Below are 22,775 nucleotides of genomic sequence, written 5' to 3' on the forward strand. Positions count from 1 at the left end.
GGAAGGAGCAAGTCCATGAAGGCCGTTTCCCTGTACGCACCCTATGGCTGGAAGGCGAAGATCGGCCTGATCGTTCCCTCCACCAACACCATCAACGAGCCCGAGTTCTGGCGCATGGCGCCCGAGGGCGTGGGCGTGTTCACGGCCCGCGCCATGCTGCTGGGCAGCATGACCCGGGAATCCTACGTCGCGATGGCCGAGGCGACCCGCTCGGCCGCCGACCAGCTGGCCACCGCCGAGGTCGACATCGTCGCCTACGGCTGCACCTCGGGCTCGTTCATGTGCCCCATGTCCGAGATCGTGGCGGACATCGGCAAGCGGGCGGGCGCGCCGGCGCTGGCCGCCTCGGGGGCCGTGGTCGCGGCGCTGCGGGCGCTGGGTGTGCGCAACGTGGCCGTGGCCACGCCCTATGTGCAGCTCGTCAACCGGCGCGAGCGGGAATTCCTGGAGGAATACGGGTTCGGCGTGACATCGCTGCACGGCCTGGAGCTTGGCGAAACCCAGGAGGAACGCCGCGCCATCGGCCGGGTTCCGCCCGAGGCCCTGTACCGGCTGGCGCGCCAGGCCGACCGCCCGGAGGCCGACGCCGTGTTCATTTCCTGCACCAACCTGGCGTCGCTGGGCGTGGTCGCGGCGCTGGAGCGGGATCTGGGCAAGCCGGTCATCACCAGCAACCAGGCATGCTTCTGGGCATGTCTGCGCCGCCTGGGCCTGAACGACGCGATCGGGGGCCATGGCAGGCTGCTCGAGACGTGCCTCGCGCCTATCGACGACGCCGCCTTCGAAGTATGATCGGCCTCGTCCGAGCTTCGATAACCGCCTTGCCACCTTGGCACGTCCGCTGAACTTCCGCCAACTCGAAGCATTCCGCGCCGTCATGCTGACCGGCAGCATGACGGGCGCCGGCCATGCGATGTCCATTTCCCAGCCGGCGGTCTCGCGGCTGATCCACGATCTCGAGCACGAGTTGAAGCTGGTGCTGTTCCAGCGCCAGGGCGTGCAGATCATCGCGACCGAAGCGGCGGTCCGGCTGTACAGCGAAGTGGAGCGGCACTTCACCGGCGCCGACCGGATCCGCGAGGCGGCGCGCGCGATCCGGCTGTCGACGGCGGGCTACCTGCACGTGGGAACCATGCCCAATCTCGCCTCGCACTGCCTGCCGGAAGCCATCGGACTACTGCTGCGGGACCATCCCGACGTCATCGTCTCCGTCCATCCCGACAGCTCGATCAACCTCGTCTCCATGCTGCTCCACGCGCAGCTGGACATCGTGTTCGGCACGATGCCGCCGGATCCGGACGGCCTGGAGCACGACCCCTTTCCCTCGACCCAGGCAGTCTGCGTCATGCCCGCCGCCCATCCGCTCGCGCGCAAGAAGCGGATCTCGGTCAACGACCTGGACGGCCAGGACTTCGTCGCGCTGGGCCAGGCCAGCCGCCAGCGCATGCAGCTCAACAACGCGATGCTGACGGCCGGCGTGCGGCCCAACATCCGCGTCGAGACCATGCACTCGTCCTCGGCCATCGGCTACGTCAGCCGCGGGATAGGAATCGCGGTCATCGACCCCATCGCCATCATCGGCCATCGCACCCCCAAGGTCGCCATCCGGCCCTTCACGCCGGCCATATCGCTGGATTTCTCGGCCGTCTACCGGCGCAACGTGCCCAGGCCGGATGCCGCGGCCGCGCTGACCCGGGCGCTCAGGCGCGTGGTGGACGACAAACTGGGGGAACTGGGCGCCCGGACCCCGCGGACGGGCAAGGATTAAAATACCGGCCACCCTCCCTAGATAGTCCAGTCCAGATCATGTCCGAAGGCTTCACCACCCGCATCCTGCACAGCGACCGCCGCGGCTCGGTCGAGCATGGAGCGCTGCACAAACCCATGCACACCGCCTCCGCCTTCGGCTACGGCGACGCGCAAACCCTGGTCGACGTGTTCCAGGGCCGCAATCCGGGATACTCGTACGGCCGCCAGGGCAACCCCACCACCGCGGCGCTCGAAGCCAAGCTCACCGAGATGGAGGACGGCATCGGCACCGTCTCGTTCTCGACCGGCATGGCGGCCATCGCCGCGGTGCTGACCACCCTGCTGCGCGAAGGCGACCACGTGGTCTCCAGCGGCTTCCTGTTCGGCAATACCAACAGCCTGTTCGCCACGATGAAGGGCCTGGGCGTGGAGGTGGATTTCGTCGACGCCACCGACGCGGCCAACGTCGAGCGCGCGCTGCGCCCCAACACCCGCCTGGTGTTCGTCGAAACCATCGCCAATCCCCGCACGCAGGTCGCCGCGCTGGCCGAGATCGGCGCGCTGTGCAAGGCCCGCGGCGTGCTGTACGTGGTCGACAACACCATGACCTCGCCCTACCTGTTCCGTCCCAAGACGGTGCAGGCCGACCTGAGCATCAACTCGCTCACCAAGTACATCTGCGGCCACGGCAACGCGCTGGGCGGCGCGATCACCGACACCGGCCTGTTCGACTGGACCGCCTATCCCAACATCAGCCCGTCGTACCGCAGCACCAAGCCGGCCATGCAGGGCCTGCAGCAGATCAAGAAGAAGGGCCTGCGCGACATGGGCGCGACCCTGGGTTCCGAGGCTGCGCACCGCATCGCCGCCGGGGCCGAAACACTAAGCCTGCGCATGGAGCGCGCCTGCGCGACCGCCGCCGCGCTGGCCGCGCAACTGGCCGCCCATCCCAAGATCAAGCGCGTCTATCACCCCAGCCTGCCCGACCATCCGCAGCACGAGCGCGCCCGCGCCCTGTTCAAGCGGGGCGGCGCCCTGCTCGCGTTCGAATTGCAGGACGGGCTCGATCCGGTGCATTTCCAGAACCAGCTGCGCGTGGTCATTTCCGCCACCCACCTGGGCGACAACCGCACGCTGGCCATCCCGGTGGCGCAGACCATCTATTGGGAAATGGGCCCCGAGCGGCGGCGCGAGATGGACATCGCCGATTCGCTGATACGCGTCTCGGTCGGCATCGAGGACCCCGAGGATCTGCTGGGCGACTTCGCCCAGGCCTGCGACGCCGTCTAGGCCCTAGCCCGCGTCCTCATTCAGGCCGCGTATCGCCGCGATCAGCGTCGCGGCCCGGTAGGGCTTGGTCACGTGGGCCTGGAAACCGCTCTCCAGCGCGCGCCGGCGATCGTCCTCGCGCGCCAGGGCGGTGACCGCCACCGCGCGCAGGGCCGTGCCATCCAGGCCCATGCCCTTGCGCACCGTCTCGATCAACTGGTAGCCGTCCATGCCCGGCATGCCGATGTCGGCCACCAGCGCGGAATAGAAGCCGGCGCCGCGCCCGGCCAGTTCCTCCAGCGCCGCGTAGGCCGAGGTCACGCCCGTGACTTCGGCGCCGTATTCGCGCAGCAGGTGGGTCAGGTACTCGAGCATGTCGGGCTGGTCTTCCACCGCCAGGATGAGCTGGCCCGCCAGGCTGTCGGCATGCAGCAGGTCCCCCTTCTCGCCCTGGACGTCGCCGGTCTCGGAAGCGACAAGCGGCGACCGGTACACCGGCAGGCTGACCGTGAAACAGGCGCCGCGGTTCATCCCTTCGCTCTCGGCCCAGACCTCGCCGCCATGCATCTCGACCAGTTGCTTGACGATGGACAGGCCCAGCCCCAGGCCGCCGTAGCGCCGCGACGTCGAGCCGTCCGCCTGGCGGAAGCGGTCGAACAGATGAGGAAGGAAATCGGGCTCGATGCCCACGCCGCTGTCTGCCACCGCGATTTCGAAACGCGTGTCGGTGCGGCGCGCCGCGATGCTGATACGGCCGTTGGGTGGCGTGAACTTGATCGCGTTGGACAGCAGGTTCCACAAGATTTGTTGCAATCGCGCGGGGTCGGCCAGCACCAGGCAGACCTCGAAGCTGTGCTGGAACTCCAGCCGTATTCCCTTGCTCTGCATGGACGGCTCGCTCGATTGCACGACGCGCGCCACGTGCTCGAAGCCGTCCAGGGGTTCCAGGTCGAGCTTGACCTTGCCCAGGAAAATCGCGCTCATGTCCAGCATGTCGGAAATCAGCGTGGCCTGAGTACGGGCGCTCTGCAATATGGTCGAGAGCCCCTTGCTCAGTTGCTCGTTGTCCGCCGCACGCTTGAGCAGCAACTGGCTCCAGCCGATGATGACGGACAACGGCGTGCGCAGCTCGTGCGACAGCGTGGCCAGGAACTCGTCCTTCATGCGGGTGGCGGTCTCGGCGTCGTGCCGGGCGGCGCGCTCGGCGGCCAGCAGTTGCTCGCGCTGCGCCTCCATCAGGTAGCGTTCGGTGATGTCGCTGAACAGCACGGCAACGGTGGCCTCGTCGGGCTCGCCCAGGCGGAAGGCGTAGACGTCGAACCAGCGCCCCAGCGTTTCGGCATGGTGCTCGAAGCGGGCCGGCTGTCCGGTCAGCGCGACGTCGCCGTAGATCTGGTACCAGTGTTCCTCGTGGTCGGGAGACAGCTCGCGCATGCGCTTGCCCAGCGCGTGGCGCAAGCCGGTATGGGCCTCGAAGGCGGGATTGATCTCGAGGAAGCGATAATCGACCGGCTTGCCGCTTTCGAAGAGCATCTGCAGGACGCAGAACCCCTGGTCGATGGATTCGAACAACTGCCGGTAGCGGTCCTCGCTGCGTCGCAAGGCGTCGGCGGCGGCCTGATCATCCAGGCGTCGCTGGCCCCTGAACCTGTAGGATGCGATATCCCACGGCTGCATACGCGTCGCCGCTCCGCTGGTTGCCCGTCGATGGCGAAGTGTACCCGCGCCTCCGTGGCCACCTCCGGGGACATGTGTTTCAAGGCATGACCCTTGTGACCCCCGCGGCCGGGCGGGGGATGCTAGCATCCCGCCCATCGGGCCTCGCCCTGCCCCGCCTGACCTGTCCGCCGTGAACGCTTCCGCCGATACCTACCCCGTCACTCTCGATCCCCAGCAATGGACCTTCGCCGCCGGCAAGGACGAGAACCTGTTCCAGGCCGCGCGGCGCGCCGGCATACGGCTGCCCACCATCTGCCGCAACGGCACCTGCCGGACCTGCTTCTCGCGCATGGAAAGCGGCAGCGTCCGCTACGTGGTCGAGTGGCCCGGCCTGAGCGCGCAGGAAAAACAGGAGGGCTTCATCCTGCCCTGCGTGGCCGTGGCCACCGCGCCCATCGTCATGGTCAATCCGCACGCCGAGAAGACCGCCGACGCGGCGGGCTGACGGCGACGCCCGTGTCCATGAACAGCTCGGCCAGGGTCTGGCGCAGCCAGGCGTGGCCGGGATCCCGGTGGAAGCGCGCGTGCCAGTACTGGTTGACCGCGTAGCGCTCGATCGCGATGGGCGGCGCATGCACCCGCAGGCCTTCCTGCCGCGCCACGATCTCGCCCAACAGGCTCGGCACCGTGGCGACGAAATCGGTCTGCGCGATGATCGCCGCCAGGCCCAGGTAGCTGGGTAGCCGCAGCACCACCTGCCGCTCCAGCCCGGCACGACGGATGGCCTGCTCCACGATCAGCTGGCTGGTGGTCGAGGGCGAGACGTCGACGTGGCCCTCGCGGGCGAAATCGGCGCGCGTGAACGTGCGGCGTATGCGCGGATGGCGCGGCCCGGCCACGCACACGAAGTCCTGCTCGAACAGCCGCTGGCGATAGAAGCCGGCATCCAGCTGCGGCATGAAACCGATGGACAGGTCCGCCTCGCCGCTTTCCATGCGGCCCGGCGTGTCGGGTCCGATGCGGAAGATCTCGATGCGCACCGCGGGCGCCGCGTCGCGCAGGCGATTCACGATGCGCGGCAGCAGCACGATGTGGCTGATGTCGGTCATGCACAGCCGGAAGACGCGGTCGGACGCCGCCGGCAGGAAGACCGGAGGTTCGAGCAGCGCCTGCACCGCGGCCAGCGCGGCGGCCACCCGGCCTTCGAGTTCCAGCGCCCGGGCGGTGGGCTCCATGCCCGTGGTGGTGCGCACGAACAGCGGGTCGTCGAACAGCTCGCGCAGCTTGGCCAGGAAGAAGCTCATCGTGGACTGGCTCATGCCCATGCGTTCGGCCGCGGCCGAGACGCTGCCGGTGCGGCGGATCTCGTCGAATACCCGCAGCAGCTTCGTATCGATATTTTCCAAGTCTTTTGACGAACCGTATCGAATATTTCAATTCAGCCTATCGATACCGCTCCATGGAGTCAAGCGCGCCCGCTCACTAACATGGCGCCAGATTTCACCCGAGGAGACATCATGACTACCGGAACCCAAGCAACCGCCATCGTGGTGGGCGGCGGCATCGGCGGCCTGGCGGCCGCGCTGGCGCTGGCCCGGGAAGGCGTGGCGGTCGAGCTGCTGGAACAAAGCCCCACCATCGGCGAGATCGGCGCCGGGATCCAGCTCGGCCCCAACGCCTTCGCCGCGCTGGACGCGCTGGGCGTGGGCGAGGCCGCGCGGCGCCGCGCCGTCTTCACCGAACGCCTGATCATGATGGACGCGGTCGATGCCACCGAGGTCGGCGGCTTCGACGTGGGCGAGGCGTTCCGCAAGCGCTTCGGCAATCCCTACGCCGTCATTCACCGCGCCGACATCCACCTGTCCATCCTGGAAGCGGTGCAGGTCCATCCGCTGATCCGCTTCAAGACCTCCACCCGCGTGCAGGCCCTGGAGCTGGGCGACGGCAAGGCCACGGTGGTGGACGACCAGGGCGGCCGCCACACGGCCGATGCGGTGGTCGGCGCCGACGGCGTGAAATCGGTGATACGCGACACGCTGATCGGCGACGAGGCCAGGGTAACGGGCCACGTGGTCTACCGCGCCGTGGTGGACGAGGCCGACATGCCCGACGACCTCAAGATCAATGCCCCGGTGGTCTGGGCCGGCCCCAACTGCCACCTCGTCCACTATCCGCTGCGCAACGGGCACCAGTACAACCTGGTGGTCACCTTCCACAGCCGCGAACCCGAGGTCTGGGGCGTGCGCGAGGGCAGCAAGGAAGAAGTGCTGTCCTACTTCGAGGGCATCCACCCCCGCCCGCACCAGATGCTGCACCGTCCCACGTCCTGGAAGCGCTGGGCCACCGCCGACCGCGACCCCCAGCCGCGCTGGGGCCAGGGCCGCGCCACCGTGCTGGGCGACGCCGCCCACCCGATGACCCAGTACCTGGCGCAGGGCGCCTGCATGGCGCTGGAAGACGCCGCCACGCTGGGCGCGGCGGTACGCCACGCCCGGGGCGACCTGGAAGCCGCGTTCCGGCTGTACGAGAACTCGCGCATTACCCGCACGGCGCGCGTGGTGCTGTCCACCCGGGCCATGGGCACGCTCTACCACGCCAAGGGCGTCGAGCGCCTGGTGCGCAATTCGCTGTGGGTGGGCCGCAAGCAGGAACAGTATTACGACGCGATGCAGTGGCTGTACGGCTGGCGCGTGGAGACCTGCCTGAATCCGGTGGTGTAACCGATCGGCGGCCGATTAATTAAATAAGACTAATTCGCGTTATCATTCCCGGAATTTTCAACCTTCCGGGAATCGCGGCCTCTCCAAAGGCGCGACCTTAGCCTCATGTTGCGCAAATTCGGAGTCCTGCTACACCGCTGGTTGGGCCTGGGCGTCGCCGCCTTCCTGTTCATCGCCGGCCTGACCGGCGCCTTCATTTCGTGGGACCACGAGCTCGACGCCTGGCTGAACCCGCAGTTGTTCGAGCCCGCCACGCAGGGCGAGCCGCTGCCGGTCGAGACCCTGATCGCCCGGCTGGAAGCCGAGGACCCGCGCCTGATGGTCACCTTCAGCCCGCTGGAGGTCGAACCCGGCCATGCCCTGCTGGTCTCGGTCACCGGCCGCATCGACCCGGCCACCGGCAAGGCCTTCCCGCTGGACTTCAACCAGGTCGCGCTCGATCCGGTCACCGGCGACGTCCAGGGCCGGCGCGAGTGGGGCGCTATTTCGCTCAGCCGCGAGAACCTGCTGCCTTTCCTGTACAAGCTGCACTACACCATGCACCTGCCCGACGTGAAGGGCGTGGAGCTGGGCATGTGGTTCATGGGGCTGGTCAGCATCGCCTGGTTCCTGGACTGCTTCGTCGCGCTCTACCTGTCCTTCCCCTCGTGGCGCGCCTGGCGCAAGTCGTTCGCGTTCCGGGTCGGCAAGGGCGGCTACGCGCTCAATTTCGACGTGCATCGCTCCGGCGGCGTCTGGCTGTGGGCGCTGCTGCTCCTGCTGGCGGTAACCTCGATCTCGCTCAACCTCGGCAACGAGGTCGTGCGCCCGGTGGTCAACCAGATCTCGCCGCTGACGCCCACGCCGTTCGAGACGCGCCCCTTGCGCCCGCTGGACCAGCCCATCATGCCGACGCTGACCCGGACGCGGATCGTCGAACTGGGCAGGGCCGAGGCCGAGCGCCTGGGCATCGCCGAACCGGCCGGCGCCGTGTTCTACGGCGCGTTGCAGGGCATCTATGGCGTGGGCTTCTACGAACCCGGCAACGACCACGGCGACGGCGGGCTCGGCAACAGCTGGCTGTATTTCGACGAAAAGAACGGCGCACTGCTGGGCAAGCACATTCCCGGCACCGGCAGCGCTGGCGACGTCTTCATGCAGGCCCAGTTCCCGCTGCATTCCGGCCGCATCCTGGGCATTCCGGGCCGCATCTTCGTTTCCCTGCTGGGACTGTCGGTGGCCATCCTGAGCGTGACGGGCGTCGTGATCTGGGCGAAGAAGCGCAAGGGCCGGATGGCCTCGGCCAGGGCGGCGCGGGCCCGCATGCAGCCCGCCGCGGCTACGAGTTCGCCTGGCCTGTCTTGACGGCCACGGTATAGGGTCGCCGGCGCCGCGGCCCGCCGCCGATGGCGGGAAAGACGATGGACAGGACCACGGCGTCCAGGGTGACGTCCACGCCTATTACCAGCGTCGCGTCCAGCACCTCCAGCAATCGCAGCATGCGCGCCCGTTCCTTGGCGAACGTGGCGCGGACCCGCGTCGGCCCCCAGGGCTGGAGTTCGTCCAGCGAGACCGGCACGGACGTGTGGCCGCCGGCGCCGTTGCCATGGCCGACGCGCAGTTGCACGCGGTCCAGGTCCAGCCGGGCGCCGACCACGATGCGCCGGTTGATGCCCGGGCGGCTGGCGACGCAGGCGATGGCCGAATCGATCAGCCCGCAGACGTGTTCAACGGCGCCGGCCACCAGCAGCGGGTGGCCCGGCACGTCGGCCTCGACATAGCGGACGTTGCCGTCCGGCGAAAGGTCGTAGTCCTCCACGGCTGACAGGATCAGGGAGCCCAGGTCGCACAGCGGTCCCGCCGCGCGGCGCTCGGACAGCTCGCCGGTAAGTTCGGTCATGGAAGTGCTCACTAAGACAAGCCTGGGGCGAGTCTACGGACGAGCCTTCCATCGCACTGCAAACAATGCGCAACGCATGGACCGGCGTGAGCCGCGCCGGCCTGGGCATCTGCCGCTAGTAGGCGCTAGCCTTGGCAAGCTGGTCCAGCGATTCCGCGTCCAGCGCCAGCGTGGCGGCGGCCTGCAGCGAATCGAGCTGAGCGGCCGAGGTGGCGCTGGCGATGGGCGCCGTTACCGCGGGCTGGTGCAGCAGCCAGGCCAGGGCCACGGCCGCCGGGGTCGAGCCGTGCCGCTGGGCCACCTGGTCCAGGGCGTCGAGGATGCGCAGGCCGCGATCGTTCAGGTACGTGCCCACCCGGCTGCCGCGCGCCTTGCCTTCGAGATCGGCAGCGGTGCGGTACTTGCCGCTCAGGAAGCCGCTGGCCAGCGCATAGTAGTTGATGACGGCCACCTGGTTGCGCAGCGCCACCGGCGCCAGTTCGGTCTCGAACGCCTGGCGCTCGATCAGGTTGTACTCGGGCTGCAGCGTGGCATAGGCGGCAAGGCCGTTGGCCCGGCTCACGTCCAGGGCCTCCTGGAAGCGGGCGGCGGTGTAGTTGGACGCGCCGATCGCGCGGACCTTGCCGGCCTTCACCAGCCGGTCGAAGGCCGCCAGGCTTTCCTCGAGCGGCGTCGAGGCATCGTCGTCATGGGCCTGGTACAGATCGATGTAGTCCGTCCGCAGGCGGCGCAGCGAACCTTCCACCGCCTTTTCTATGTACGCGGCCGACAGTCCCCCCGGGTTGCCCAGCGCGGGCTTGCCCACCTTGGTGGCCAGGATCACGCGGTCGCGCTTGCCGGTGCGCTTGAACCAGTTGCCGATGACGGTTTCCGATTCGCCGCCCTGGTTGCCGGGCACCCAGCGCGAATAGGCGTCGGCGGTATCGATGAAGTTCATGCCCCGGTCGGCCAGCGCATCCAGGATGCCGAACGACGCGGCCTCGTCCAGGGTCCAGCCGAACACGTTGCCGCCGAAAGTGATGGGGAATACCTGCAGGCCGGTGGTGCCGAGCGGTCGATAGGTCATGGCTGCCTCGTACGGAAGGAAACGGAACCGAAAATAGTAGGAGATTCCTGCCGCCCGTCCAAATGGCCGCCATGCATGAGCGATGTACTCAGGCCGCGCCGACCGCGTGCGTGGTGCGTTCCTTGATCAGTTGGTGCCGCCTTTCCATTTCCTGCCGCAGCTCGCGCCGCAGCAGCGCCGCCTCGCAGCGCTGGCGTTCTTCCTCGTCCTGCGGCACGAGCGGGGGCACCGGTACCGGCACGCCGTCGTCGCCCACCGCGACCATCGTGAAATAGCAGCTGTTGGCATGGCGCACGGTCTTGCTGCGGATGTCCTCGGTCACGACCTTGATGCCGATCTCCATGGACGTGCGCCCGGTGTAGTTGACCGCGGCGTAGAAGGTGACCAGTTCGCCCACGTGGATGGGCTGGCGGAACACGACCTGGTCGACCGACAGCGTGACCACGTAGCGCCCCGCGTAGCGGCTGGCACAGGCGTAGGCGACCTGGTCGAGATACTTGAGGATGGTGCCGCCATGGACGTTGCCCGAGAAGTTCGCCATGTCGGGCGTCATCAGGATCGTCATGGAAAGCTTGTGCTGGGAATCGTTCATGGCGAACCTTCTGCGCGAATAGGGAGCAGCGCCATTGTAGCCAGCGCGTACGCGGCCCGCGCGGCGGCGTTAACATGGACGCCCGCCATCATCCGCCTCCGGGAGACGCCATCATGCCCCGTCCCGCCATCGCCCTCCTGCATCCCGGCGCCATGGGCGCGGCCCTTGGCGCCTGCCTGGTCTCCACCGGCCACCGCGTGCTCTGGAGTTCCGCCGGGCGCAGCGCCGCCACGGCCGAACGGGCGCGCAAGGCCGGCCTGGAAGACGCCGGCCCCCTGGCCGACACGCTGCGGGCCGCCGACATCGCCATCTCGGTCTGCCCGCCGGACAACGCGCTCGATCTGGCCCGCGACGTCGCGCACCACGGATACGGCGGCGTGTTCGTCGATGCCAACGCGGTCTCGCCGGCCACCCTCAGGCAGATCGAGGAAGCCGTGCGCGCCGGCGGCGCGCGCTTCGTCGACGGCGGCATCATCGGCCAGCCGCCGCGCGCGGCGGGCAGCACCCGCCTCTACCTGGCCGGCGACGGCGCTTCGGCCATCGCCGCGCTGTTCGCAGGCAGCGCGCTCGAGGCCATCGCGCTGGACTCCCCGGCCGGCAGCGCCTCGGCGCTGAAGATCTGCTATGCCGCCTGGAGCAAGGGCGCCACCGCCCTGCTGGCCGGCATACGCGCGCTGGCCCGCCACGAAGGCGTGGAGCCGGCCCTGCTGGCCGAATGGCAGCGGTCCAGCCCGCAGACGCCGGCGCGGTCCGAAGAGGTCGCGCAGAAGGCCGAAAAAGCCTGGCGCTGGGTGGGCGAGATGGAAGAGATCGCCTCCACCTTCCATGCCGCCGGACTGCCTTCGGGTTTTCACCTCGCGGCGGCGGACATCTTCCGGCGGCTGGACGTCTACAAGGATGCCCCCCGGCCGCCCGCCATGGACGAGGCGCTGGACCGGCTGCGGCGCTGATCCGCCGCCGTCAGACCAGGCCGAAGGACTTGGCGCGCAGCGCCGCCTCGGCGCGCGAGGCGATGTTGAGCTTCTCGTAGATGTGCTTGACGTGGTCGCCCACGGTATGGCGCGAGATGCCCAGCGCGGTGGCGATCTCGCCCAGCCGCAGGCCCCGCGCCAGCAGCACCAGCACTTCGTTCTCCCTGGCCGACAGCGGGCTGATGACCGTGGCCGGCCGCAGGCGGAAATGATCCAGCAGCCGGCGCGCGATGGCGGGGGACAGCGGCGGCTGGCCCTGGGCGATGCCGGTCAGCATGGCCGCGAGCTGGGCCGGCGGATGCTCCTTCAGCACATAGCCCTGCGCGCCGGCCTGCAAGGCCGCGAACAGCTTGCTGTCCTCGCCCGTGATGCTGGACACCACCACGGTGCAGCGCGGATGGCGCAGCGTCAGGGTGGCGATCAGCTCGGTGCCGTCGCCATCGGGCAGGCCCAGGTCCACCAGGGCCAGGTCCGGCACCCGCTCGGCGATGGCCGCGCCCGCCTGCGCCAGGTCCTGGCCGCAGCGCACGTGCGCCTCCGGAAAGGCCAGCGTCACGGCCTCGTTCAGCATGGCCGCCGCTTCCGGCAGGTCCTCGACGATCAGGATGTCGTTCATGCCCGCACCTCCGCCGGCGCCGCCGGCTCCACGGACGCTCCGGCCACGGGCCCGGCCCCCAGCGGCAGGAAGATCCTCAGGATGCAGCCGTCCTCGCCGCGTTCCAGCCCGACGACGCCCTGGTACTCGGCCAGGCGCCGCCGCATGCCGGCCAGGCCCAGGCCTATGCTGGCCGGCCCCAGGACGGACGCGCCATGGCCCGCGCCGCGCATGCCGTCGTCCACCATGACGATGTCCAGCCGGCCGTTGCCCGCCCGCACCTCCACTTCGATACGGGTCGGGCCGCCGTGCTTGAGCGCGTTCGACAGGCCCTCGCGCAGGGCGCGTTCCAGGGTGGCCTTCATCCGGGCCGGCAGGGCCGACTGCATGTCGGGCAGCGGCATGGCCGGCACGAACTCGTTCCAGACGAAGTCCACGCCCGCCGCGTCGCAGCGGGTCGCCATCTCGGCGCGCCAGTCGGCCAGGGCATCGGCCAGCGGCAGGCTATGGCCCTCCAGGGCCGACAGCGTGGTGCGCAGGTCGCTCATGGCCGCGCGGGCAACGTCGGCCGCCACGCCATCGCCCGCGCGCGACGCCTGGTGGATCAGCATCAGCAGCCGCGCGCCGATGTCGTCGTGCATGTCCTGCGCGATGCGATGGCGTTCTTCGCGCACGCCCCGCTCGTAGGAATCGCGCCCCTCGCCCGCCTTCTGCACCAGGCTGGACAGCGATGCCGCCAGCTCGGCGTCGTGCGGCGCGAACAGCCGGCGGCCGCGATCGGCCAGTCGCAGCACCCGCGCCTCCAGGCCGCCGCAGGACGGCACCCACAGCGCCTGCCCCGACTCCAGCAAGGTGGCCGAACGGGGATCCTCGGCCTCGGCATGGGAAAGGCGGCGGATGTCCAGCGGATCGAACAACTGCGCCAGCAGCGCGTCCCACCTGCGCTCCTGTTCCCCGCGCGACGGCGAGAACGCGATGCGGATCAGGTCGGGGAAGGCGGAGTCGACGCGCGCCCCCCGGGCACCGGTCAGCCGGCGCCACAGCCACTGGCGGAACGGGAAATACAGCCAGCCGCACAGCAGCAGCGACACGCCCATCGAGAACATCGGGTTCCAGCGCAGCCAGACGATCAGGGCCGCGTCCATCAGCACCACCGCCAGCGCTCCGGCCAGCCACAGCAGGATCCGGTAGGCCCAGCGGTCCAGGTCGAACAGCCGGTACCGGCGCAGGCCGAACGCAAGCCCGACGTAGATGATCAGGAAGTAGCCGAAGGCGTAGCCCTGGGAGATGGGCGGAAAGAAGCCCAGCACCTTGGACCCGGTCGTGGAAAAGACGAACAGGCCGCTGCCCACCAGCATGGACAGGGCCAGCCAGCGCAGCGCGGCCCGGTCCAGCGGACGGCCGCGGCTCATTCTCCACTGCACGCCGGCCAGCGCGATCGCGCCCAGCATCTCGGACATGATGCCCATGCGGGTCCAGTTCTGGCTGGGCAGCCACTGCATCGTGTCGGCCAGCCACCAGCCCCCATACACCACGGGCAGCGCCCACAGCGCGCCCACCGGCACCAGCCGCCTCGGATAACACAGGAACACCGCCAGCAGCGCGCATCCGAACATGAAGGCGCCCGCATGATTGGCGGCGGATAGCGCGTGGAACATTTCCCCGCCCAGCGCCAGCTCGCGGCTGCTGTAGATCGCCGCCGGCACCGCGAACGCGGGGAAGGCCAGGCCGGTCAGCGCGAACATGCCCGCGCCCAGGTCCGTCGGCCGCAAGGCCCATACCCAGCATGCGATCAGGCACCCGGCGAAACTGACGGCGAGCTGGAACCAGAACGTCGCCGGCAGCGATCCCAAGGGACGGGCCGCGGGCGTCCACACCTGCGTCGCGCGCGAGCCGTCGGCCTTCGTCCATTCGGCCTGCACGGGTCCGTCCAGCAGCGTGCGGAACTTTCCCTGCCTGTCGAAGAACCGGTTCATGCGCGCGTACTCGTCGAAGAAATCGGGCTCTTCGATCAGGTCGTCGGATTCCACGTCCAGGCCGGCGCGTTCTCCCGGACGCGAGAGAGCCAGGCGCGACGCGCCCTCCTCCATGCCGTGGGCGGGACCGCCGGGCAGCCCGCGCGCGCGCACGTTGCCGGCTTCGCCCACGGTGAATGCGATGCCCAGCCAGGGCGTCTGCAACGCCCCCCAGGTAGCCGCCGTGGCGGCGGCCGCGCACAGCGCCAGCACCGCCAGCAGGATGCGGGCAGGCACGGCCAGGAACGAATGGATGGACATGTCGGGATTCCAGCGGCGATCGGGACGCGAACGGGAGCGGCACGCTGATGATGAAGAAAGACCCCGGCCAGTACAAGCCATTCGTCGCCTGCCGGCAACCCCGTGTTCGCGGGATTGTCCGCCGCGCCCCACATGGGAAGAATCGCCGGACACCACCCGGCCGGCCGCGAACGCGGCGGGTCCCAACCACGCCACGAGGGTATTCCATGATCACGCTACCGTTCTTCCCGCCACGCGCCGCGCGCCTTGCCGCGTGCGCCTGCCTCGCACTTGCCCTGGGCGCCTGCGGCGGCGACGGCGGCTCTTCCTCCGGCGGCGCGAGTCCCCCGGCACCGAAGACGGACACGCTGTCGGGCACGGCGGCCACCGGCGCCGCCGTGGCCAACGCCACCGTCACCGTCGTGAACGCGGCGGGCGCCACCGCCACCGGCAAGAGCGGCGCCGACGGCCGCTACAGCGTCACCATCGAATCGGCGCCGCCCTACCTGCTCAAGGTCTCGACCGGATCGGGCACGCTGCTGTACTCGTTCGCGGCAGCGGCGGGCACCGCCAACATCACCCCGCTGACCACGCTGGCACTGCATGACGCCGGCGGCAGGAAGCCGCTGGCCGCGCTGTTCGAGGGCTGGAAGACCACTCGCCTCGCAGGCGACGCGATCACGGCCGCCGCCAAGCGTGTGAACGCCAACTTCGCCGCGCTTTATACGGCCAAGGGCGTGGATCCCAAGACCTTCGACTTCTTCAGCCGCGGCTTCGCCGCCGACGGCAAGGGCTTCGACGCGGTGCTGGACGGCATATCGATTTCGCTCAGTTGCTCCACCACGTCCTGCTCGGAAACGATCAAGGTCGGCGAAAGCGTCATCACCTATGATTTCTCGATCAGCGTGGCCGGCATCTCGTTCAGCGGCGGCGGCACGAGCAGCACCATCCCGGCCGGCTCGAAGTGGGAACTGAACGTGCGGGGCTCGGCCAACGGCGTGCCTTTCGAGCAGACCATCGGCAACATCGAATTCGGCGCCGTGCCGGCCTCCGCCGACGGCGCCCGGCAAGTGGTGCAGCAGTACGGCGGCATCTCGGGCGGCGTGTCCGGCCCCGGCGTCAGCCTGAGCTACAGCTACAGCGACCTGTCCACCAGCTACGAGGGCTGCGGCGGCTGCGGCGTGGGCAGCACCATCGTGCTCAAGAGCAAGGGCTCGGTGTCGATCTCGGGCACCGCCAGCGGCATCACGATCCCGCCCACCACGACCCGGTTCGACTACACCTATACCTACAAGCGCACCAGTTGATCCCGGTCCCGGCGGGAACCGGGCAGGCCCAGCCCCAGGTGATCCCTGAAGGTCGGGCCTTCGTAGTCCAGGCGGAACAGGCCGCGCCGCTGCAGCACCGGCACGACCCGTTCCGCGAATGCCTCGACGGCCCCAGGCACGTAGGCGGGAAATATGTTGAAACCGTCCGCCGCCCGCTGGTCGAACCAGGCCTGGATGAAATCGGCGACCTCCTCGGGGTTGCCCACCACGATGGCCCCCATGGCCCCCGCCGTGTCGATCAGGTCACGATAGGAAATACGCGCCGGCCCCGCCAGCGACCGGCGGGTACGGCGGGTGGTCTCGTCGATCAGCCTGCGCCCCGCTTCGGACGCCTGCTCGTAAAGCGCGGGCGCCACGGCGGCGCCTGGGTCGTTGCCGCGCACGTCCACGCCCAGGGTCTCGGACAAGGCGCTCAGGTTGCGCCGGCGGCCGCGCCCCAATCCACCCTTGCGCACCTCGCCCGCCTCCTCCTCCGGATCCAGCGGCAGGAAGCCGTTCAACCGGTCGTAGATCGCCACGGCTTCCTCGGTCGTGGGCGCGACGATGGGCGTGAGGCCCGGCAGGATGGCGATCTCGTGTTCGCCGCGTCCGTAGCGGGCGGCGCGCTGCTTGATGTCGGCATAATAGGCCTGGGCCGACGGAATGTCGGGCTGGCCGGCGAAGATGACGTCCGCCTCGCGCGCGCCCAGTTCGCGCGACCGGTCAGAGGTACCGGCGTGCAGGATCACCGCATGGCGCTGCGGCAAGCGTGGAACGTCCAGCGGACCAGCGATGCGGAAGTGCCGTCCGTCGTGATCCAGCGGAACGCCCGCGGGAGCCTCGGCCGACGGCGCGCCGTCCCACAATGCCTTCACCACGTCGACGAACTCGTCGGCCCAGTCGTAGCGCTTGCCCGTTTCCCAATGCTCGGTGCGGCTGAAGTTGGCGGCGGCGATGTCGTCGGCGCCGGTCACGATGTTCCAGGACGCGCGGCCCGCGCTGACGTGGTCCAGCGACCCCATCAGGCGCGCCACCGAATAGGGGTCGTAGTAGGTGGGATTGGCGGTGACGACGATGCCGATCCGCGACGTGGCGGCGGCCAGGCTGGCGGCCGTCGTGAACGGCTCCAGCCGCGACATCTGCGCGGGATTGGTGCGTTGCAGCCGCGGATCCGTGGCCAGCCGGTCGCCCAGGAACAGGAAGTCGAACCGGGCCCGCTCGGCGACTTGCGTCACGTGCTGCAGGAACTCGATGTCGAACGCCGCGTCTTCCCTGGCGTCCGGCAGGCGCCAGCCGGCGGCGTGGGTGCCGGTGGCCCAGAACATCAGGCCCAGGTGCAGGCGGCGGGTGGGGTGGCTCATGGCGGTCATCCGTTGACGGGTTGCGGAAGGGAAGCATGGCGATTGGCGGGACGAGCCAGGCCCAGCCGCCCGCGCAGCGTGAACGCGGCGGCCGCGGCCGCAGGCCCGATCGCGCCGCGCCGGACCAGCGCCGGCACCACCTGTTCCGCGAAGCGGGGCCACTGGCCGGCCTCGGGCGCGGGCAGCACCGCGAAACCGTCCACCACGCCGTGTACCACCCAGGCCTGCAAGGTGGCGGCGATTTCGTCCGGCGTGCCGATCACCGCGACGGCGTCGGGACGAGCGGACACGCGGGCGCGCAGCCGTTGCGCTTCGTCGGGCGTATCGGCCACCCAGGGCACGATGGGCGCGAGCGCCAGCGGCGGGTTCGCCGCGCGCCCCTCGCGCACGGCCAGCGCGCGCAGCGACTGGGCCGCCTCGCGCACACCGCCCTCGTCCCCGGCGGCCACCACCACGACATCGGCCTCTGCCGCGGCCCACGGGCGCGACGCAGGCGAGCGTTCGACATGGACCAACGGCAACTGGCCCTGCGGCGGCCGCGCGACGTTCAGCGGCCCCTGGACCTGGAAATGCTCGCCCCGGTGCGCGATGGCATGGACCTTGTCGCCGTCCACGAAGCGGCCGCTGGCCTTGTCGCGCAGGAAGGCATCGTCCTCCCAGCTGTCCCACAGCGCGCGCACCACGTGCAGGAACTCCCGGGCATGCCGCGCGGGATCCGCCGGCGCGGCGCGATCGCGCACGCCGAAATTGACCGCCGCCGCGCGCGCCGGGTCGTGCACCAGGTTGAGCGCGGCGCGTCCGTGGGTAATGTGGTCCAGCGAAGCCGTCAGGCGGGCCAGGTTGAACGGTTCGTAGTAGGCGGCGTCGGCCGTCACGGCCAGGCCCAGATGACGGGTGCGCGTCGCGACGAAGGAGGCGGCGGTGAACGGATCGATGCGCACGCGCGGTGCGGCGCCTGCCACCCGGGGCTCGTCGTCGAGCACCAGCAGATCGAAGCCGGCGCGCTCGATTTCCCGCGCGAGGCTGCTCAGCAGCGACCCGGCGAACGCCGTCTCGCTCGAGGGCTCGGCGCCGCGATGCAGGTAGGCCAGCAGCAGGCCGCCGGCGCGCGAAAGGGGTGCAGATGTGGAGGACATGAGGGTACCGAGGGTGAAAGTCAGCGCGCCGTGGCCAGCGCGCGCAGGGGGACGCGGGCCGGCGAAGCGCCCGCGTCCATCGCATGCAGGGCGTCGTAGATCGACGCCTCCAGCTTCAGCAGCGCCAGGTCGCCGCGCCGGCGCGGTCGCGGGACGGCCACGCGGAAGGTGTCGTGGATCCGACCGGGCCGAGGCGACAGCAACACGATGCGGTCGGCCAGGAACACGGCCTCGCCCACGTCGTGCGTGACGAACACCACGGTGCGCCGGTGCGCCTGCCAGATGCGCACCAGGTCCTCCTGCAGCCTGATGCGGGTGATGTGATCCACCGCGCCGAAGGGCTCGTCCATCAGCAGCACGCTGGGCTCGTTGGCCAGCGCGCGGGCGATGCCGGCCCGCTGGCGCATGCCGCCCGACAGCTGGTGCGGATATTTGTCGCCGAAGCCGGCCAGGCCCACCAGCTCCAGGTAGGCATCGGCGGTCCGGCGCCGCAGCGCCTTGTCGCGCCCCCGGATCTCCAGGCCCAGCTGGACGTTGCGCGCCACCGTGCGCCACGGCATCAGCGAGGCGTCCTGGAACACCACGCCCACCGAGGGAAACGGCCCGGCAATGGGCCGGCCGTCGAACAGGGCCTGCCCGGTGGTGGGACGCTGGAGGCCGGCCAGGATCTCCAGCAGGGTGCTCTTGCCGCACCCGCTGGGACCCAACAGCACGACGAACTCCCCCTCGTCTATCTCGAGGTCGATATCGGCCAGGGCATGCACGGGCCGGGTGCCGCCATAGACCTGGTTCAGCTTGCGGATCGAGAAGATGGACACGGGGCGACTCCTTGCGATCAGCCTTTCAGGGCCGCCGATTTATCGGGATACTGGAACGGCTTGATGTATTCCCGGGGAACGAAGCGCAGGTCGATGTACTTCTTCGCGTCATATGGCGCCTTCTGGTTCTGCTGCTCGATCTCGATGCGCTGCGTATCCTGGATGGCGACCGGATCGACGTCGGGGTTGTTGTCCCAGACGTCGTCTTCCTGCCGTAGCGCCAGTTCGACGGCGCGCGGATTGAGCTTGAGCCGCGCCTGCAGCCACGGCAGGTACTCCGGGTAGTTCGCCTTGGCGTAGGTGTAGGACTTGAAATAGGCCCGCAGTCCGCGGCGCAGCAGGTCGGGATCGTTCGCGATCAAGCGGTCGCCCGCGATCAGCACGCCGGTGTGATAGGTGGGCAGGTAGTCCCAGCCCCGGGCCAGCGTGCGGCTGGTCTTCTCCAGTTCGCCCAGCGCCGCGAAGGGCTGGTGGATGATGGTCGCATCGACCTGGCCGGAAATCAGCGTGCCGTAGGCCTGCTGGGTCGAGCCATTGCCGAACAGCGTCACGTCGCGGCGCGGATCGAGACCGTTGCGAACCAGTATCGTGCGCAGCACCGTATCCAGGTTCGAACCCGCGTGGGCGTTGCCCACGGTCTTGCCCTTCAGGCCGGCAATGTCCTGGATGCCCGGACGCGCGATCAGGAAGTACGGTCCCTTGCTGCGAAAGCCCGACGACACGATCTTGATCGGCGCTCCCAGGGCGGCGGCGCGCAGGTAGACGCTGGTCGGCCCGAACGCGAACGACAGCTCGCCGGTGGCGACACCGGTCACGGCATCCTGTACGTCCACGAACTCCACGTCCAGGCCTTCTTCGCGGAAGAAGCCCTTCTGGACGCCGAAGGCGATGGGCTGCTGGGTATAGCTGTTGGTGGCAACCAGCTTGAGCTTCTTCGTCGCGGCGCCCTGCGCGGACGACAGGCCGGGAACGGAGGCGGAAAGAGCCGCCAGGGCGGCAAGGCGCGACAGCGTGTCGCGTCGGTTCTTGTTCATGATGGAATCCACAGGAAATCGAAACAGGAAAATGACTGCGCGGCGATCACGCATGCTTCCAACGGAGCAGCACCCGTTTCTCCAGTTGCTCGACCGCGAAGATGATGAGCAGCGCGAACACGGTGATGGTGGCCATCAGCGCGAAGACGGCGGCGGTGTCGTAGACGCCGGTGGCCCGGTTCAGCAGATTGCCGATGCCGGCCTTGGACGCGACGATCTCGGCCAGCAGCGCGGCCACCACGCACATCACCGCCTCCACGCGCACCGCCGCCATGATCGAGGGGATGGCCGACGGCAGGACCACCTTGAAGATGCGCTGCGCGGGCGTCGCACCCAGCACCTGCGCTACCTTCAGATGGTTCTCCTGCACCTGGCGGATACCCGCGATCGTGTTGAACACGAAAATGAAATAGCCGAACAGGAAAACGATGAAAACCTTGTGCGCATAGCCGATGCCCAGGTACAGCGTAAGCAGCGGAATGATCGCGACCTTGGGGACGGCCATCAACGCGACCAGGAACGGATTCAGGAAACGGTGGACCGCCGGCAGCAGGCCCATCACCACCCCGGTCGAGACGCCGGCCACGAACGCGATGGCCACGCCCAGCAGCGCCTCGGACAAGGTCACCAGCAGGTGGCGCAGCAGGCCGTCCTGCGTCACCAGGCGGGGAAAGGCTTCCAGGACCTGCGTGGGCGATGCCAGGTAGATGGGCTTGACCGCGCCGCTGTCCACCAGGAACTGGATGGAGAACAGGACGGCAGCCAGCAGCAGGACCTGTCCGGCCACGATCAGCAGCGCGGCGGGCACGCGTTTGCGCGGCCGGGGTTCGCGGGCCGCCAGGGAAGGGGCGGGTACGGCATGAAGATGCGTTGGAAGGCTGGACATGGCGGCACGGCGGCGGGACATCGGAGGGCCACTCTATGCCGCCGCCGGCCGGCGCCGAAGGAATTTGTCCGCATATGCAATGCCGTAAATCGCATTTCCCCCGCGCCACCCCGGTTGCTAGATTGCCGGTTTCGGCACTCTTCGCCCGTGGGATCATTCATGCGCTACATCGATCTGGGAACCACCGGCCTGCGCGTATCGCGGCTGGCATTCGGCGCCTCCAGCTACGGCTCCAGGGACTGGATGCCCTGGGCCCTGTCCGAGGACGACGCCCAGCCCCACTACCGCGCGGCGTTCGAGCACGGCCTCAACCTGTTCGACACCGCCGAGTCCTATTCCAGCGGCCTGAGCGAGGAAATCCTGGGCCGCGCCATCAAGCGCTACGGCACGGGCCGCGACCAGGTCGTCATCGCCACCAAGGTGGGCCTGGCCAAGGGCGAAGGCATCAGCCACGGCCTGTCGCGCAAGCGCATCCGCCACGCCATCGACGACAGCCTGCGGCGCCTGGGCACGGACTACGTCGACCTCTACCAGATCCACCGGCTCGATCCCCACACGCCGCTGGAGGAAGTGATGCTGGCGCTGGACGACGTGGTGCGCGCAGGCAAGGCGCTCTACATCGGCGCCAGCAGCATGCACGCCTGGCAGTTCGCGACCTTGCAGCAACTGGCCGGGCGCGACGGATTGACGCGGTTCTCGACCATGCAGAACAAGTACAACCTGCTGTATCGGGAAGAAGAGCGCGAGACCTTGCCGCTGTGCCTGCACCAGAACGTGGCGGTGCTGCCCTACAGTCCGCTGGCGCGCGGCCTGCTGGCGGGCAGCCGCAGGCACGACACCGAACGGTCGCGCGTGGTGCGCGACTTCGCGCGGCCCGAGGACGAACAGGTGGTGGACCGCGTCATCCAGGTCGCCGCCGAGCGCGGCGTCAAGCCGGCGCAGATCGCGCTGGCCTGGCTGCTGCACAATCCGGCGGTGACCGCGCCCATCGTCGGCGCCACGCGCGCGGGCCACCTGGACGATGCCGTGGCGGCGCTGGACATCGCGCTCGACGCCCAGGAACTGGAACGGCTGGAAGCGCCATACCTGCCGCAGCAGGTACAGCTGGATCGGAACGTCGCGCCCACGCCGGGCCAGACGGCATCGCCCGATGTGCTGCGGCTGTTCCGCCGCTAGCCGATCCGGCGGCGGTGCGCGGCACGCCGCTTGCTGCGGGACGTGCTTTCAGGAGACCTCCCATGAAAGACCGCTCGTCCCACACGCCCGCCAAGCCCCCCACTGTCATACGCGAACGGCCGACCGATCCCAACTGGCTCGGCGTCGGTTCCGAAGGAGAAGGACGCCCGCGCGAGCCGGTCGAGCCGCAGACCGGCTCGGAACCCGCCGACGTCGGCCGGAAGATGCCGGGGGAGGTCCCGTCCGCACCGGGCAAGCCGCCGTCGCGTCGGGGTCGCGATCCCGACCTGGCCTGAAGCCTC

General features: G+C 69.3%; 22 protein-coding genes. 10 read left to right on the plus strand and 12 right to left on the minus strand.

Features of this window, described 5'->3' with window-relative positions; all coding sequences use genetic code 11:
- The first annotated feature begins 15 nt into the window (after positions 1 to 15).
- Genes WKR98_RS02440 through WKR98_RS02450 form a run of 3 tightly spaced genes read left to right on the plus strand, consistent with a single transcriptional unit; the run spans position 16 to position 3,039 of the window.
- Positions 16 to 792: a maleate cis-trans isomerase family protein gene (locus WKR98_RS02440; protein WP_341431939.1), complete on the plus strand. Its 777-nt coding sequence runs from the start codon at positions 16 to 18 to the stop codon at positions 790 to 792.
- 37 nt (positions 793 to 829) lie between these two features.
- Positions 830 to 1,768: a LysR family transcriptional regulator gene (locus tag WKR98_RS02445; protein WP_341431940.1), complete on the plus strand. Its 939-nt coding sequence runs from the start codon at positions 830 to 832 to the stop codon at positions 1,766 to 1,768.
- Between the two features lie 38 nt (positions 1,769 to 1,806).
- Positions 1,807 to 3,039, plus strand: coding sequence for a cystathionine gamma-synthase family protein (locus WKR98_RS02450; RefSeq protein WP_341431941.1), 1,233 nt, complete (start codon positions 1,807 to 1,809; stop codon positions 3,037 to 3,039).
- Between the two features lie 3 nt (positions 3,040 to 3,042).
- Here WKR98_RS02450 and WKR98_RS02455 read toward each other — a convergent pair whose 3' ends face one another.
- Positions 3,043 to 4,695, minus strand: a complete 1,653-nt coding sequence (locus WKR98_RS02455; protein ID WP_341431942.1) for a hybrid sensor histidine kinase/response regulator — start codon at positions 4,693 to 4,695, stop codon at positions 3,043 to 3,045.
- A 172-nt stretch (positions 4,696 to 4,867) separates the two neighbouring features.
- Between WKR98_RS02455 and WKR98_RS02460 the strand changes: the two genes are divergently transcribed.
- On the plus strand, positions 4,868 to 5,182 hold the full coding sequence (locus WKR98_RS02460) for a 2Fe-2S iron-sulfur cluster-binding protein (protein ID WP_124691715.1): 315 nt from the start codon (positions 4,868 to 4,870) through the stop codon (positions 5,180 to 5,182).
- Here WKR98_RS02460 and WKR98_RS02465 read toward each other — a convergent pair.
- Positions 5,142 to 6,083, minus strand: coding sequence for a LysR family transcriptional regulator (locus tag WKR98_RS02465; protein WP_341431943.1), 942 nt, complete (start codon positions 6,081 to 6,083; stop codon positions 5,142 to 5,144). The two genes, WKR98_RS02460 and WKR98_RS02465, sit on opposite strands and share 41 nt — an antisense overlap.
- Positions 6,084 to 6,194: 111 nt before the next feature.
- Between WKR98_RS02465 and WKR98_RS02470 the strand changes: the two genes are divergently transcribed.
- Together WKR98_RS02470 and WKR98_RS02475 are read left to right on the plus strand one after the other, a co-directional pair.
- The gene (locus WKR98_RS02470; RefSeq protein WP_341431945.1) at positions 6,195 to 7,397 is read left to right on the plus strand and encodes a 3-hydroxybenzoate 6-monooxygenase; all 1,203 of its coding nucleotides are present in this window, start codon (positions 6,195 to 6,197) and stop codon (positions 7,395 to 7,397) included.
- Between the two features lie 108 nt (positions 7,398 to 7,505).
- On the plus strand, positions 7,506 to 8,741 hold the full coding sequence (locus tag WKR98_RS02475; protein ID WP_124692521.1) for a PepSY-associated TM helix domain-containing protein: 1,236 nt from the start codon (positions 7,506 to 7,508) through the stop codon (positions 8,739 to 8,741).
- Here the strand turns inward: WKR98_RS02475 and WKR98_RS02480 are convergent.
- The 3 genes from WKR98_RS02480 to WKR98_RS02490 form a co-directional block, all read right to left on the minus strand.
- Complete coding sequence (locus WKR98_RS02480) at positions 8,716 to 9,276, minus strand: hypothetical protein (RefSeq protein ID WP_341431946.1); 561 nt, start codon at positions 9,274 to 9,276, stop codon at positions 8,716 to 8,718. The genes WKR98_RS02475 and WKR98_RS02480 overlap by 26 nt on opposite strands.
- A 115-nt stretch (positions 9,277 to 9,391) precedes the next feature.
- Complete coding sequence (locus WKR98_RS02485; RefSeq protein ID WP_341431947.1) at positions 9,392 to 10,342, minus strand: aldo/keto reductase; 951 nt, start codon at positions 10,340 to 10,342, stop codon at positions 9,392 to 9,394.
- An 88-nt stretch (positions 10,343 to 10,430) separates the two neighbouring features.
- The gene (locus WKR98_RS02490; RefSeq protein WP_341431948.1) at positions 10,431 to 10,934 is read right to left on the minus strand and encodes an acyl-CoA thioesterase; all 504 of its coding nucleotides are present in this window, start codon (positions 10,932 to 10,934) and stop codon (positions 10,431 to 10,433) included.
- Between the two features lie 113 nt (positions 10,935 to 11,047).
- Here WKR98_RS02490 and WKR98_RS02495 point away from each other — a divergent pair, with 113 nt between their 5' ends.
- The gene (locus tag WKR98_RS02495) at positions 11,048 to 11,884 is read left to right on the plus strand and encodes an NAD(P)-dependent oxidoreductase (RefSeq protein WP_341431949.1); all 837 of its coding nucleotides are present in this window, start codon (positions 11,048 to 11,050) and stop codon (positions 11,882 to 11,884) included.
- Positions 11,885 to 11,894: 10 nt separating this feature from the next.
- Here WKR98_RS02495 and WKR98_RS02500 read toward each other — a convergent pair whose 3' ends face one another.
- Positions 11,895 to 12,521: a response regulator transcription factor gene (locus WKR98_RS02500; protein ID WP_341431950.1), complete on the minus strand. Its 627-nt coding sequence runs from the start codon at positions 12,519 to 12,521 to the stop codon at positions 11,895 to 11,897.
- Positions 12,518 to 14,776, minus strand: a complete 2,259-nt coding sequence (locus WKR98_RS02505) for a sensor histidine kinase (RefSeq protein ID WP_341431951.1) — start codon at positions 14,774 to 14,776, stop codon at positions 12,518 to 12,520. Before WKR98_RS02505 ends, WKR98_RS02500 begins: the two co-directional genes overlap by 4 nt.
- A gap of 206 nt (positions 14,777 to 14,982) precedes the next feature.
- Between WKR98_RS02505 and WKR98_RS02510 the strand changes: the two genes are divergently transcribed.
- On the plus strand, positions 14,983 to 16,062 hold the full coding sequence (locus WKR98_RS02510; RefSeq protein WP_341431952.1) for an Ig-like domain-containing protein: 1,080 nt from the start codon (positions 14,983 to 14,985) through the stop codon (positions 16,060 to 16,062).
- Here the strand turns inward: WKR98_RS02510 and WKR98_RS02515 are convergent.
- The 5 genes from WKR98_RS02515 to WKR98_RS02535 are packed head-to-tail and all read right to left on the minus strand — an operon-like array spanning position 16,044 to position 21,297.
- A complete protein-coding gene (locus WKR98_RS02515; protein ID WP_124691725.1) occupies positions 16,044 to 17,423 on the minus strand; it encodes an NtaA/DmoA family FMN-dependent monooxygenase in 1,380 nt (459 codons plus the stop codon). The two genes, WKR98_RS02510 and WKR98_RS02515, sit on opposite strands and share 19 nt — an antisense overlap.
- Before the next feature lie 5 nt (positions 17,424 to 17,428).
- Positions 17,429 to 18,559, minus strand: coding sequence for an LLM class flavin-dependent oxidoreductase (locus WKR98_RS02520; RefSeq protein WP_341431953.1), 1,131 nt, complete (start codon positions 18,557 to 18,559; stop codon positions 17,429 to 17,431).
- Positions 18,560 to 18,579: 20 nt separating this feature from the next.
- Positions 18,580 to 19,377, minus strand: a complete 798-nt coding sequence (locus tag WKR98_RS02525) for an ABC transporter ATP-binding protein (protein ID WP_341431954.1) — start codon at positions 19,375 to 19,377, stop codon at positions 18,580 to 18,582.
- 17 nt (positions 19,378 to 19,394) lie between these two features.
- Complete coding sequence (locus WKR98_RS02530; protein WP_341431955.1) at positions 19,395 to 20,411, minus strand: ABC transporter substrate-binding protein; 1,017 nt, start codon at positions 20,409 to 20,411, stop codon at positions 19,395 to 19,397.
- A gap of 46 nt (positions 20,412 to 20,457) precedes the next feature.
- The gene (locus WKR98_RS02535) at positions 20,458 to 21,297 is read right to left on the minus strand and encodes an ABC transporter permease (protein WP_341431956.1); all 840 of its coding nucleotides are present in this window, start codon (positions 21,295 to 21,297) and stop codon (positions 20,458 to 20,460) included.
- Positions 21,298 to 21,456: 159 nt separating this feature from the next.
- On the opposite strand from WKR98_RS02535, the gene WKR98_RS02540 reads away from it, so the two are divergent.
- A complete protein-coding gene (locus WKR98_RS02540) occupies positions 21,457 to 22,473 on the plus strand; it encodes an aldo/keto reductase (RefSeq protein WP_341431957.1) in 1,017 nt (338 codons plus the stop codon).
- Positions 22,474 to 22,535: 62 nt separating this feature from the next.
- The gene (locus tag WKR98_RS02545) at positions 22,536 to 22,769 is read left to right on the plus strand and encodes a hypothetical protein (protein ID WP_341431958.1); all 234 of its coding nucleotides are present in this window, start codon (positions 22,536 to 22,538) and stop codon (positions 22,767 to 22,769) included.
- Positions 22,770 to 22,775 lie beyond the last annotated feature (6 nt).

Source organism: Pigmentiphaga sp. YJ18 (genome assembly GCF_038066655.1).
GTDB lineage: Bacteria > Pseudomonadota > Gammaproteobacteria > Burkholderiales > Burkholderiaceae_B > Pigmentiphaga.